Origin of the sequence: Companilactobacillus zhongbaensis (assembly GCF_003946515.1) — a bacterium.
Classification (GTDB): domain Bacteria; phylum Bacillota; class Bacilli; order Lactobacillales; family Lactobacillaceae; genus Companilactobacillus; species Companilactobacillus zhongbaensis.
Genome location: NZ_RHOM01000003.1, coordinates 21,383 through 34,929, shown reverse-complemented (window position 1 = coordinate 34,929; position 13,547 = coordinate 21,383). Strand labels below are relative to the sequence as shown.

11 protein-coding genes and 2 pseudogenes are annotated in these 13,547 nt (G+C 37.2%); 10 read left to right on the top strand and 3 right to left on the bottom strand.

Annotated elements, in window-relative coordinates:
• Nucleotides 1-11 precede the first annotated feature (11 nt).
• From EKM69_RS02110 to EKM69_RS02085, 7 genes and pseudogenes are all read left to right on the top strand, one after another.
• Nucleotides 12-686: a type 1 glutamine amidotransferase gene (locus tag EKM69_RS02110; protein ID WP_125707636.1), complete on the top strand. Its 675-nt coding sequence runs from the start codon at nt 12-14 to the stop codon at nt 684-686.
• A gap of 94 nt (nt 687-780) precedes the next feature.
• On the top strand, nt 781-1,233 hold the full coding sequence (locus EKM69_RS02105; RefSeq protein WP_125707634.1) for a MarR family winged helix-turn-helix transcriptional regulator: 453 nt from the start codon (nt 781-783) through the stop codon (nt 1,231-1,233).
• Nucleotides 1,194-1,730 carry a GNAT family N-acetyltransferase gene (locus EKM69_RS02100; RefSeq protein ID WP_318530651.1) on the top strand — a complete coding sequence of 179 codons (537 nt, stop codon included), beginning with the start codon at nt 1,194-1,196 and terminating at the stop codon, nt 1,728-1,730. Before EKM69_RS02105 ends, EKM69_RS02100 begins: the two co-directional genes overlap by 40 nt.
• Before the next feature lie 9 nt (nt 1,731-1,739).
• Nucleotides 1,740-2,456, top strand: a pseudogene (locus tag EKM69_RS02095) (B3/B4 domain-containing protein).
• A 207-nt stretch (nt 2,457-2,663) separates the two neighbouring features.
• Nucleotides 2,664-3,212 (top strand): annotated as a pseudogene (locus EKM69_RS12455) (DUF4767 domain-containing protein); the annotation flags it as partial.
• Nucleotides 3,213-3,326: 114 nt separating this feature from the next.
• Complete coding sequence (locus EKM69_RS12450; RefSeq protein ID WP_225423814.1) at nt 3,327-3,584, top strand: Lreu_0056 family protein; 258 nt, start codon at nt 3,327-3,329, stop codon at nt 3,582-3,584.
• Nucleotides 3,585-3,713: 129 nt separating this feature from the next.
• Complete coding sequence (locus EKM69_RS02085) at nt 3,714-4,688, top strand: Lreu_0056 family protein (RefSeq protein ID WP_125707632.1); 975 nt, start codon at nt 3,714-3,716, stop codon at nt 4,686-4,688.
• A gap of 145 nt (nt 4,689-4,833) precedes the next feature.
• Here the strand turns inward: EKM69_RS02085 and EKM69_RS02080 are convergent, their stop codons facing one another.
• The 3 genes from EKM69_RS02080 to EKM69_RS02070 form a co-directional block, all read right to left on the bottom strand.
• Nucleotides 4,834-5,376, bottom strand: coding sequence for a plasmid pRiA4b ORF-3 family protein (locus tag EKM69_RS02080; protein WP_125707630.1), 543 nt, complete (start codon nt 5,374-5,376; stop codon nt 4,834-4,836).
• A gap of 124 nt (nt 5,377-5,500) precedes the next feature.
• Nucleotides 5,501-8,392 carry a DUF3427 domain-containing protein gene (locus tag EKM69_RS02075; protein ID WP_125707628.1) on the bottom strand — a complete coding sequence of 964 codons (2,892 nt, stop codon included), beginning with the start codon at nt 8,390-8,392 and terminating at the stop codon, nt 5,501-5,503.
• Nucleotides 8,382-8,789: a (deoxy)nucleoside triphosphate pyrophosphohydrolase gene (locus EKM69_RS02070; RefSeq protein WP_125707625.1), complete on the bottom strand. Its 408-nt coding sequence runs from the start codon at nt 8,787-8,789 to the stop codon at nt 8,382-8,384. The genes EKM69_RS02075 and EKM69_RS02070 overlap by 11 nt, the downstream gene beginning before the upstream one ends.
• A gap of 293 nt (nt 8,790-9,082) precedes the next feature.
• Between EKM69_RS02070 and EKM69_RS02065 the strand changes: the two genes are divergently transcribed.
• From EKM69_RS02065 to ppk1, 3 genes are all read left to right on the top strand, one after another.
• Nucleotides 9,083-9,427, top strand: a complete 345-nt coding sequence (locus EKM69_RS02065; protein ID WP_125707623.1) for a bacteriocin immunity protein — start codon at nt 9,083-9,085, stop codon at nt 9,425-9,427.
• Nucleotides 9,428-10,025: 598 nt separating this feature from the next.
• A complete protein-coding gene (locus tag EKM69_RS02060) occupies nt 10,026-11,399 on the top strand; it encodes a DUF2252 domain-containing protein (RefSeq protein WP_125707621.1) in 1,374 nt (457 codons plus the stop codon).
• Complete coding sequence (gene ppk1 / locus EKM69_RS02055) at nt 11,389-13,386, top strand: polyphosphate kinase 1 (protein WP_125707619.1); 1,998 nt, start codon at nt 11,389-11,391, stop codon at nt 13,384-13,386. Before EKM69_RS02060 ends, ppk1 begins: the two co-directional genes overlap by 11 nt.
• Nucleotides 13,387-13,547: the final 161 nt, after the last annotated feature.

Genomic DNA, 13,547 nt, shown 5'->3' with positions numbered 1-13,547 from the left:
GAGTGATTTTTATGCGGATCAATATTTTGCAACACACACCAAATGAGGGTGCTGGATCGATCTTAGAGTGGGCCAATCTTCATCATCATGATGTTTATACTTATTATCCCGGATTTTTCAACGGTGTTTTGCCGACTGCTGAAGAGACTGATATGTTGATCATCTTAGGCGGACCGATCAGTCCTAATGATTCCGATAAATTCATTCGTGATGAGAGAGTTTTGATCAAAGAATTGTTAAAAGCTGACAAGCCAATTTTTGGAGCTTGCTTTGGGGCACAACAAATTACCAAGACGTTAGGATATCCCGTAGGTAAGTCACCGGTCAAAGAGGTCGGATGGGGTGATGTTACCTTACAAAGTTCAGTCATACCAGACTTGCCAAAAAAGCTTTCGGTCATTCACTGGCATGAAGAAATGTTTGAGATCCCAGATCAAGCTGATTTGCTTTTCTCAAGTCAAGGATTGAAAAATCAAGGATTCGTTCTGGGACACCATGTAGTCGGTCTGCAATTTCACCTTGAACCAGAAATTGAAAATGTCCGCGAAATGGCGATCAATGATTTTCCGTATTTGGAAGGCTCGATTTTTGATCAAACTGCTCAAGAAATCATGGATCGACCTGTTCCAGGTGAGAATAAGACTGCTATGTTTAAAATTCTAGAGTTTATTACAGATAATAAATAATAAGCACCCTTGGGTGCTTTTTTTATGATCAATAGTTGCATTTGCAACTATTTGGTATTAGTATACTAATTATTCCCATAAATGAGGTGAGAACATGGAACAAATTTTACGACCACTAGGTATCATTGCTCGCTCATTAGATTCAATCGCCAATCTCGAATTCAAGGACATCGAATTAAGTCGTGGCCAATACATTTATTTAGTCCGTATTTGTGAAGACCCGGGCATAAATTTGGAACGCCTGACCAATTTATTGAAGGTCGACAAGACTACTGCGGCGAGGTCAGTCCAGAAACTCGAGAAAAAAGGATTAATTACTCGGCAGATCGATGCTGGCAATCGCAAGATCAAGAAGATTTATCCGACTGAAAAGGGCAAATCATTATATCCTCTGCTATTACGTGAAGAACACTATTCTAATAGTGTAGCTATGAAAAATTTAACAACTGAACAACAAGAAGAATTATCACATTTATTAAACCTCGTTGTGGAAAATGTTTCCGATGATTGGGATTTAGTAAAAAGTGGGAAAAAGAGAGAATACTAAGCATGCAAACAATTGAAATCAAGTCACTAACTGAAGCCGACCTAAAAGAACTGCAACAAATCTCTAAGCAAACGTTTTGGGACACTTTTGCGGAATTCAATACACCCGAAAATATGGATACATTTTTAAATGAGGCATATTCTACGGAGCAACTTTTGACGGAACTGAAAAGCAATGACAGCCAATTTTATTTTTTAAAGATAGACGGAAAAACGGCAGCATACTCTAAAGAAAACTTTGACGAAAATGGCTTTGAATTAGAACGGATCTATGTTTTGAAGGACTTTCAAAAATATGGTTTAGGAAAACTTTTATTGGATCATGCCATTAGTGCAGCTAAGTTAGCCCAAGTTCAAGAAATCAAGCTCGGTGTTTGGGAACATAACGAAAATGCTAAGGCTTTTTACAAAAAACAAGGGTTCAAACGCCAGTCACAACACGTTTTTCAATTAGGGGATGACCCGCAAACAGATTTTATTTTAACGAAACAACTCTAAGGAGTAACTATGAAAAAAATTATTATCGATCCAGAATTTTGGGACTTATTTCCCGATGCACAAATAAACTTTTTGACATTAAATCAAATCGATAATCATCCAGCTAATTTTGACGATGCTAAATTTCAAGCCTTAATAGATGAAGCGATTGCTCAGTCGAAACAATTTTTGACCGAGGACAGTTTCCGGTTAAATCCGGTGATCGACCAGTGGCGAAAGGCTTTGCAAAAATTTAAGACTAAAAAAGGTGCCAGAAGTTCAATCGAGGCTTTGTTAAAAAGAGTTGATCAAGGAAAAACTTTGACACCGATCAATCCACTAGTTGATATTTACAATAGTGTTTCTCTAAAGTTTGCTAGTCCTTGTGGTGGGGAAGACCTAGATCAAATGGTCGGTAACTTACATTTAGGTATGGCAAAAGGTGGCGAGAGTTTTTATCCTTTGGGGGAAACCGAAGACAATCCGGCACTGGCAAACGAAGTAATTCATTACGATGAGGATGGTGCAATTTGACGAAGTATGAATTGGCGGGAAGCACAAAGAACTATGTTGACCGATGAAACTAAAAATGGCGTCATGGTGATCGAGGCAATCAACCAGGAACAAGCACTCAGAGCAGATCAAGCTATCGAGGAATTACAAAAATTATGTTTAGACACCTTCCAAGTAGAAGGCGATATTCATAAATTGACTCAAAAACAATCAGAACAAGAAATCATCAAGTAAGCATACTTGATGGATTTCTTGTTTTTTTTATTCATTCCAAACGTCATGTTTGAAGCTTTTTCTTATTTTGATTTGATTCAGATGCTACCAGATGTTTAATCTGTTAAACTGATAATATAAATATATTTATATTATTGAAACTGTACTAAACTAAGAATAAACTTTAAGTGCGTTAATATCGGGATTAAATAGGGGGAATGGAATTTTATGAAACACCGAAATTTATTTTTATTAGCAATGTTTTTTTCAATTGTTTTGCTTTTGACTGGGTGTGGAGGCAATCAACAATCTAACAGCAAAGGTTCTCAATCTACAACGTCTAGGTCAACTAAGAGTAAAGCTTCTAGCAGTTCTGATAAGAATAGCGAAAAACAATCATCTGCACTTTGGAATAGCAAAAAAGATCGACAATTAGAATCATTTATCAATAAATGGGCACCAACGATGGGGCAATCATATGACAAATATGATGGAACAAATCCTATCAAGTCAACAAATGGTGCGGTTTATCCAGATGATCTATCACAAGAAAAGGTTAATAACAGCAATGCCACGATCGGTTGGAGCAAAAATGGTTAGGGGAATTACGACTACAATGTTGTAGCCATTTACGATTATGACAGTGGTACTACCGTTCAACGGATCACTTATTTATTTGCCTTCCATGATGGACAACCGGTAGCTTTAGTCGATCAATCGACCAATGGACCACTGCAGGCAGCACCTACTAAGAACACTAGTGTTTCATCTAATTTTGAATCCATTGCTAAGGGGACATATGATGGAGGTTCCAGCACCAATAGCTCAGCTAAGAAGTCTTCTAATTCAAATACTTCTGCACTAGAACGTGACCCGAAATTAGTAAGTTTAATGATTTATCAAGAAGCAAAGGGAGCAGACTTGGATTTTGCTAGTCATTTGATGTTTGGGTCTGCAAATGGAAAATATTCAATCACTGGTGGAACCGGAACTTCAGGCGTTCAATTTACTATCAGTGGAAACACAGTCAATTATTGGATGCTTGATCCCAATAGTGCTGAAATAGATGCTGACGAAACTATGAAAGAATATTCCATCGGTCTGTCAGAACTTGAAAGTAAGTGGTATTCATCAGCTTCGCAAAAATAAGCCACTAAGGATGCTGCTAATAACTTACGCTCATTAAATGGGTAATCAATGATATGGCTGAACTTTGATATGTAAATTTTTTAAAGTATGAACTAGGGAAATGAGTAATTAAATAAAGGGAGTAAAAAAATGAAACATCGGAAATTATTTTTATTGACAATATTTTTTACAGTCGTGTTAGTGTTAACTGGTTGCGGCGGACAAAACAATTCTGATAGCAAGAGTCCACAAACTGCCACTTCCAAAATTTCAAAAAGCAAAAAATCTTCGGATACATCTAGTAAAAACACCAGTGAGAAGAAATCTTCAACGCTGTGGAATGATAAAAAAGACAAGCAATTAGAATCATTTATCAATCAATGGGCACCAACGATGGGCCAATCATATGACAAATATGATGGTACGAATCCAATCAAGTCAACAAATGGTGCGGTTTATCCAGATGATCTATCGAAAGAAAATGTCAATAATAGTAATGCTTCCATCGGTTGGAGCAAAAATGGTGAGGGGAATTACGACTACAATGTTGTAGCTATTTATGACTATGACAGTGGTACTACCGTTCAACGGATCACTTACTTATTTGCCTTCCATGACGGTCAACCGGTAGCTTTAGTCGATCAATCAACAAATGGCCCACTTCAAGCTGCACCTACTAAAAATACTGATGTAGCTTCAAACTTCGAATCAATTGCAAATGGTACATATAATGGAGGTTCTAGTTCACGCAGTTCATCAAGCAGTAAATCCAATTCAAGTTCTAGTGAAGCCATTGTACATGATCCAGTGATAATAGGGCTATTGCTCAAGCTTAGATCTGGTGATGACATTTCGAGAGAACCACTTCTTGGAGCCGGTAAAATTGGTGATCATTATGGAGTCGGAAATGGCTCTGGAAGTTCAACCATTACATATAAATTAGATGGTGACAATGTTATTTATTATACTCGAGATTATAGTCATGGAGATTCTATGGCAACGGCACCAAGAATCCCACATACTTTGAGTATCAGAAGTTTAATGGATAATTACTACTCCACACCAAGTCAAAAGCAAATGGTGGATGATAAAGCCAACAGTATCAAGCAACATAGTGAAGACTAAATTAGTTTAGTATTTTAATATCAAACATTGAATTTAATTATAGTGATATTTGTTTTGTAACAAAAAAGAACTTCCAGCTCATTTTGAACTGGAAGTTCTTTTTGTTGTCCACTAAGTGAATTTGAAATAAAAATAAAAACTTGAATTAATCATACTTAGGCATCAATCCCATATCATCAGCACGGATCATTTGCTCACCAGCGTGTGACCAAAGCTCAAACTGAGAATTGATCCGTTTTTTGGAATAGGCTCTACCTAAATCACCAGACATTTTGTCTTCTTTGTGTTCGCGACCTTTTCCAGAAACGCATGATGGGATAGGGGTATCTTGGAGATCTTCGAAACTAAGCATTTTGGCAAGTTGGATTTCATGGCTCCAGTCGTCACCAAAATCGTAAATATAAGTTAAGGGACCATTGTTCAAGTCGGAAAAAACGTATCCTTTATCTGCTTGAATTGGTGGATCACCAAAGTAGAAGCCATTTTCATCCACCCGTCCTTCATAGCTTTTTTTACGGTCTTCGGTGTAAAAAGCATAAAGGTGAGAATTTGTCCAGCCAAATGCTAGCTGAATCAAGACGTGTAATTGATCATAACGAATACTCAAAGGCACAACGATGTTTCTAATTGTGGCGGGGGATTCGTTTAAAGTAATTTTTAATTCCATTGCGGCAGCAAAATTGTTCATAATTTCTCCTTGAATCGAGATTTTTGTTCGTTAAGTTTATTATGACAAGACTTTCGATGAATAAGCAATCTTTTTAAAAAATTAATTGGATTAAAGTATTAAATAATGGTAACTTGTTGGACCTTTATCCTTCAGTCAATGCTCTGTACAAACTCAAATTGACTTCATGTTCTAATCGAAGTGTAAAGTCGATTAATTTGGTGTCTTTGCCATCCGCATTTTTGCGTACTGTGTTTTCGGCAGTGAGAACTTTTGCCGACCCTAAGTAGTAGAAGTCGTTACCTTCACGATGATCGTCGTCAGATTTTTTAACAAATAAGTGAATCATGCCAAATTCTTGATGTTCAATTACTTTTCGTTCAGTTTTACTGGCTGTGGTGCGGCCACTTTTTGAAAACCATCTCATGGTTGATCGGTCTAGAAATTCGTCTTCGTATGCCATTTTGTTTTGGAATTTCTCAGTTTTTTGCAAAGTAATAAATACTGGTAAAAATTTTTCGTCCGGTCGCATGATGTAGCCACCAACATTTTGAGGATTTTGTTCCTTTTTCCAATTCAGAAGTTTTATGGCATCACTTCGGTAGTATTTTTCGCCAATGGTGAATCTTTCAGGATAAGACCCATGTTGTTCGTGTAATTTTAACAAGTTAGTATTAATTGCATCTGTAAAATATTTGGTAAAAATTGGTGATTGTAATTCAGATTTAAATTCATTGCTGAATTGCCATTGAGAGTCGTTTCGATGCACTAAAGGCAGGCCACCAAATTTTGTTTTATTTTTGCTCATTAAATAAGAAAGATCAAGTATCGATGAAGCACTATCCAGCGATTCTTCGTCAACGTAAACGTTGGCAGCTTTAAGATCAGTTAAAATGTCTTGGTCAAAAAGCTTTCGTCCATCAAATAATTGTTTAAGGATCCATGCTTCAAGTGGACGTTTAGAAACGGTGAGTTCTCGCGAAATAAAATCTAAAAAAGTATATTGAGTATCGTCAAGTTGGTAAATTGGCTTCTTTTCAAACTTGCTTTGCATGTCATAGACCGTGTTGAATTTGCGAACTATATCGTCAACATCTAAGGTACTGATTTTTTCGAAGTCGATCAACATCGGTATTTGCCGACCGATTTTGTCTTTGAGATTAGCATAAGCATTTCTAAAACGTCCCATATCATTTAAGTTAGCTTTGGAGACAGCATTTAATACCCGGTTACGGGCGACTTCTTCAAAGTGGATCGTGGAAACACCGGATATACTAGGACTAATGATTTGTTTACGGATTTTTTCTTTGTTGCTAGTATTTGAGCGGTCAAATGCCATCGGGATCAGGTAATTTTCATCATAGTTACCGATGAAATCTAAAACAGTAACCGATTCTTTGTCAGGATATTTTCGTAGTCCACGTCCTAACTGCTGCAAAAAGATAATGCTTGATTGGGTAGGGCGCATCATGACGATTTGATTAAGGCAAGGGATGTCGACACCTTCGTTGAAAATATCTACGGTGATGATGTAGGACAATGCACCATTTTCTAATTTTTGAACGGCATCTTCACGACTTTCGACACTATCTTTGGCAGAGACGAAGCAAGCTTTGATGCCCCGTTCGTTAAGTTTTCCTTCCAGTTCTTGTCCTTCATTGACACGGCTGACGAAAATCAATCCATGCACATTACGTCTGGGACCATAGTAGTCGGTTTTGGAAATTATGTAATCGACGCGTTCGTCAGAAACTAAATATTGGAGACTAGTCTTATCATCGATCACTTGACCGTCTTTTTCGTAGTCGGTAACACCGATGTAGTGGAAAGGTGCCAGTAGATCATGATCTAGTGAATCCAATAAAGAGATTTCGTATGCTAAATGATAATCAAAATAAGCATAAACGTTGGTTCCATCAGTACGCTCAGGAGTTGCTGTCATTCCTAGAGTGAATTTTGGTTGGTAAAAATCCATAAGTTTTTGATACATGGTCTTTTTACCGCCAGCTTGATTTTGAGAAACTCGATGAGCTTCATCAATAATGATGTAGTCAAAGGCATCTGTACCTAGTTGCTGACAAATTTGATCACTGGAGGCCATGTTGACTGTAGCAAAAAGGTATTTGGCATCTAAATTCTTGCTTTCACCACTAAGGATGCCATAGTCGCTTTCGGAACCTCCGAGAATTTTTTTAAAGCTTCCCATCGCTGAATTCAAAATTTGTGCTCGATGGGCGACAAATAAGACCCGCTTCGGCCTGGTTTGTCGAACATCGAAAGCAGCTAAATAAGTTTTACCTGTACCGGTAGCAGCAACAATCAATCCTTTTTTGGCATGTTGGATTTCACGCAATTCTGCTAGAGCATCCAGGGCAGGACGTTGCATTTGATTAGGACGAACCAATTTAGTTTCAGCAACTCTTAATGGTTGTTGAGTAACTAATTTTTGATAGTCAGCGGGTTTCCAATGAGCTCGGTAGCTACTTATCCAATCGGTCGTAAGATTAGTAGCCTTGTTCCAAAGACTGTCTAATTCATTTTTGACATTGTCGACAATATCTCCGCGTTCAGTGGAGGTAACCCGTAAGTTCCATTCAAAATTTCTCTTCAAGGCATTTTGCGTAAGATTGGCACTACCGATCAAGATGCTCTCATAATCATCATGATTAAAGTAGTAAGCTTTCGTGTGAAAGCCGTCTTGATTTAAGACCCGTACGTCGAGGTTAGGAATGTGTAATAGATCATCAAAAACATCCGGATGGTTGAAACTAAGGTAAGTCGAGGTAATTAGTCGACCCTTTACACCATGTGCAGCAATATCTGCCAGAGTGCTTTTTAAATCTAAAAGGCCACCCAAAGTTACAAAAGCCACTGCGATGGTAAAAGATTTAGCACTTCGCAGTTCTTCTTCCAAAGTATCCAAAACAGTTCCGTTGTGGTTAGTGACCAACGCTGGTTGATACCGATCTAGTGCTTGAGTGGAACTGTCGATAAAGCCAAAATGTAATCCCTTAACGATTTCCTCATTAGTATTCATAGTTAAATCCAGTCTCCGCCAACGCTTTTATCACAGCGATATCACTAGGAGCCCAAGTCAAGTCAAGAGCTTCTTCAGGAGTTACCCAACGTAATTCATCGTGTGCAATCGTTTTAGTTATTTCACTGTTCAGCTGAACGTAGTAGCAGTGAAGTACCACTTTGCCGAATTCCAATTCAGCGACCCCATCAAGTGAGAACTTCTCAAAGACAGTCGCCGAAGCACCGAATTCCTCTTTAAGTTCACGAGCCATAGCCTGTTCAGGAGACTCAGAAGGTTCGATCTTCCCACCAGGAAACTCCCAGCAACCTCCCAAAACTCGATCAGCAGCACGCTGAGCAGCCAGCAATTGATTATTTTTAACAATAATAGCTCCAACAACTTGAATTTTACCCATAAAAAATCACTCCCATTGATAGTTATTACAATAGATCCAGTATATCAGATCAACCAGTGAGAATAAGGGGATAAAATGTCAAAAAATTCAGATCTTGTGATTTAAATTCGATAAAAAATATAAAAAATGATTTTTTGAAATTACAGTATTAGCATAATAGAAAAAAGAAATGGCAAGCTGTCAAAGATCAATCCACCAAAATCAATCAATAATGTGACACAATTCATTTTGAATATTGTTTTTATTGTTTTCGTATATTAATATTTAAATGAAAAGCAATCGGAGGGATCGGCATGGGAAAAGACGTAACGCAAGTAAAAGAGAACATCAAGAGTTTATATGATCAATTGAATGCAACAGAAGACAAAAATTCACATTTGTTAAACATCACAGACGTATTAATGCAAGTTTACAATAAGCTAGATAAATCCAAGGATCCAGTAGTATTAGTAAATCACATGGTAAACTACCGCTACGTAGAAGGCTTCGGCAGAATATTATTAACAAAATCAGAAGAAGCGCTACTAATAGAATTAGGAACATACGGCAAAGAAGCAGGCCTAAACGGACGCTACCTAGCCAAATTCGCAGACAAATCCCAATTCTACAGCATCTTCGAAGAAATGCCTCAAAGATAAAAAAATACAATAGAAGAAAAAAGCCTCAAGATTGGAAAAATTCCAATTTTGGGGCTTTTATTTCACCCTTTTATTTCATTAGGTTAGATTTCATTTTTATGGTTTTTAGACCAATAAAAATGAAATAGATAGAATTACGAATAATAATGATAAAAGAGCAAGATAAATAGGTACAGAAATATAAACCAAATCAGTCAAAGCATATATAAATAAGTATTGTATCCAGACCAAAAAAGAATATTATTATTTAACCTAGGTTCTGCGGGAGGTGGAGGGAATTCGCTGTCAGCCATGAAATTTCACTTAGCGGTTTACCGCTTAGTGAAAGACCCAGCTTTGAAACAAGCGAGTGGTCTTCTCGATTGGTTCAAAGTGGGTCCATGGCGTTCCACAGCGCAATTCCCGGAACCTCCCGCAGAACCGGCAGTGAACCTCCAATCATAAAACCATTTTCATAAAAAACACAACACCGAAAACATATTTTAAACTATGTTTAATAAAAATATTCACCTAACACAAACAATAATATAAAAATTTTGACAAACCATCAGTTAACTCCAAAAGCTATTGTATAATACATAATAAGGAGATGAAGGGTATGAGCCAAACACCGTATAGATTTCAGGATACTGACGCATTCAAAAGCACCGAACAATTAGTAATCAAAGGTCGCTTTTTTGCTACCACTGTTTCTGATTCGTTTAATGAATTTGAACCGAAGAAAAGAAATATTCATAAGATATTAAACATCAAGAACAAATTGTTAGTACCTGAACTATTAGCAGTCAAGCGCCAACGTATGTCAGGATCGCTGTTCGCCTTTTTAAGAGGAACGGTCGATGTGATGCATTACGATTTGTCGCGACATGAGAATAGTGGTATCAGGGTTTTAGTTGGTGGAGACGCTCATATTGGTAATTTTGGTTTTTATGGATCATCTGAAGGCCAATTATTATTTGATATGAACGACTTTGATGAGGCTCATTTAGGTCATTGGGAGTACGACCTAAAACGTTTGCTCGTTAGTGCGTTGCTTGTTGCCCGTGATCATGGATTCGAAGAATCTGAAATTCAAGAATTTTTATTGTCAGTGGTTGATACTTATTTCGATACACTAAAGCACATGACAAAGATTTCCGAAATGAAAAGATTTATTTTGCCTAACACTTTGCAAAATATTACGCAAATTTTTGGTGATTTAAAGAATAACGAAGAATACTTCCAAGATTCCTTCATTAAAGTGATCGCCAAGTCGATCAAGAAGGCTCAGAAGAGTAATTCTAAGTTAGTCATTGAGAAATATACCGAACTTAATGACAAAGGGGAACGTCGTTTTGTTGAGAACAAACCAGTAACACAGCACATTAGTGAGAAGGATTACCAAGATCTAGTCGAAGGCTACAAGAAATACAAAAAGCACCAACGTAGTGATGTTCGTTTATTCCTAGAGGATTTCGATATCATTGACGTGGTCAGACATAGTGTAGGTGTAGGAAGTGTGGGGACACTTTGCTACTTGATCCTACTGGAAGATCTGGATTCTAACTACTTAGTATTGCAAGCTAAACAAGCTCTTCCTATTTACAATGATGACGAATTGTATTCTGATTCCAATGTCAGTCAAGGACAAAACATCGTTGACAGTCAATTGATCTTGCAGAGTGCATCGGATCCATTTTTAGGAGCGTTTGATACGAAACAATACAGTTTTTACATGCGCCAATTTAAAGATATGAAGTCATCCATTAAATTGGACAAATTAGATTTCGCCTCTTTCAAAGACTATGTTCAAGTTTGTGTGATCTTGCTAGCCAGAGCACATTCACATTCACCAAACTATCCACTAATTATCGGCTTTGGGGAAGAATACGCCGATATTGCCAACTCGTTAATGAATTTCACTAACAGTTATGCAAAGCAAGTGGAATATGATTTTGAGTCTTTCGAAAAGGAATTAAGAGATGAAAAGTAAATATTATAATAGGGATTTAAGTTGGTTGTTGTTTGATAATCGAGTCATCGATCAAGCATACAATCCAAATGTACCAATTTTGGAAAAGTTAAGATTTTTAGCCATTGCTTCAAATAACTTGGACGAATTTTTTAAGGTTCGGATGCACAATATCCACAGTATGATAGGAAGTAAAAAGCTCGAAAAGCGAACTGGTCTGAGCGGGGCCGAAGTTTTGAGTTTAGTGCATGAATTTAATATTCGAAATATTACCAAGCAATATGAGGCTTATTCTTTGTTGCTCGAAAAATGCAAAGAAAAGAATATTTTCCACTTGATGAAATATTACGAATTGAGTGATTTTGAAAAGCAACAAGTTAAAGATTATTACACTGAAACTGTTTCTCATCAGTTGAAAGTTGAAGGTTTTTCCAACCAAAAGCAATTCAAAAACAATCTAAATATTTTGATGCAGTCACAAGGCCACACGTATACCGTTCCAATACCAGATGGACTTGACCGGTTAGTCTCAACCGGGATACCTGATCATTATATTTTATTGGAAGATGTCATCTTGAATGTCGCCGAAGATATTTTTCGCAAATATGATGTTTTAAAGAGTTATATTTTCCGGGTCACATATGACAAAAATAAGAAATACGACTTTTTAGATCAAAGTCTGACCGATCAAGAATATTTGACTAAGATGACAGAATATTTGAACTCGCGTGATCCACGCAAGATCACACGAGTTGAGTTTGAATGCGCCGGTCCCCGGGGGAGAAGCTACTTCGCAGCTTTGTTTGGATTAAGCAAGAAGAGTGTATACAAAATACCGGGACCGATCGATTTAAAACTGTTAAACGGCTTTTTCAAAAAATATAAAGATCAGCCTAATTTAGTGTTCACAAAATTCCGTCCACGCAAATGGAAAGAAAAGAAAGATATTTTACAATATTTAAATAACAATGATTTATTACTAGAATATCCATATGACTCATTCAGCGTTTTTCTTAAATATTTGGAAGCTGCAGTCGATGATCCGAAAACGACAAAGATCTGTATTACGATCTATCGGACGGAGAAGAAATCGCAACTAGTTAAATTACTGCAACGTGCAGCTAAGAAGGGCATTGACGTTACTGCGGTGGTTGAGTTGAGAGCTCGGTTTGATGAAGAGCATAACTTACTCGTATCGGAAGTCTTGAAGTCTAGCGGTGTCCATGTGTTGTACGGCGATCGCGTTAACAAAGTTCATTCCAAAGTTTGCCTCGTCTTACAAGGTGGAGACGATACTGGATACGTTCAGATCGGAACCGGTAACTATAACGCGGTGACTTCTAATGTCTTTTCGGATATTAGCTTTTTCACGAGCGATATGACTTACGTTCATGATGCTACAAAATTCTTCAACCGTCTCAAGACCTATGAAGAAACTGATTACGACTTGTTAGCTACATCTCCTAATCAGCTCAAGCCTATGATCATCAACAACATTAAGCGTGCTACTAAAGAATACTTACGTGTTGGTAAAGGGCAAGTCTTCATGAAGGTCAACGGTTTGACCGATATTGATATTATCAACGAAATTTATCGGGCAGCTCGATTAGGATTGCCATTCAGACTGATCGTTCGAGGACCTTGTTCTTTGAAGCTAGGTATTTGTGGTGCCCGTGAGGATATTGTGGTTAAAAGTATCGTCGGTGAATTATTGGAGCATAGTCGAATTTTCCACTTCAAATATGGCGATAGCCATGATGAACTGTGGATCTCATCTGCCGATATGATGACGAGAAACCTGGACCGTCGTGTGGAAGTTGCTGTACCGATCATCCATGATAAACCTAAGAAAAAACTGCTTAAGATTATTAAGATGTATTCCAAGGATACTGAAAATTCATACTATTTAAATCAAAACGGTGAATATTTCAAAAAACATAAATCCTTTGGAAAATCAGCTCAACAAACTTGGTTGAAACGATTAAAGTGGCATAAATATGTAAATTAAATAAGATGGTCGATCTCTTAATCAAGGGACGACCATCTTTTTTGCATTAAATACTATTAAATTGAAAAATGAAAAATTATTTTTGTATAAACGCTTGCCTTCGACCTAACTAGAAGGACTATTATACAGTTGTAGTTATCGTTTTAACGAAGGAGAAAGAC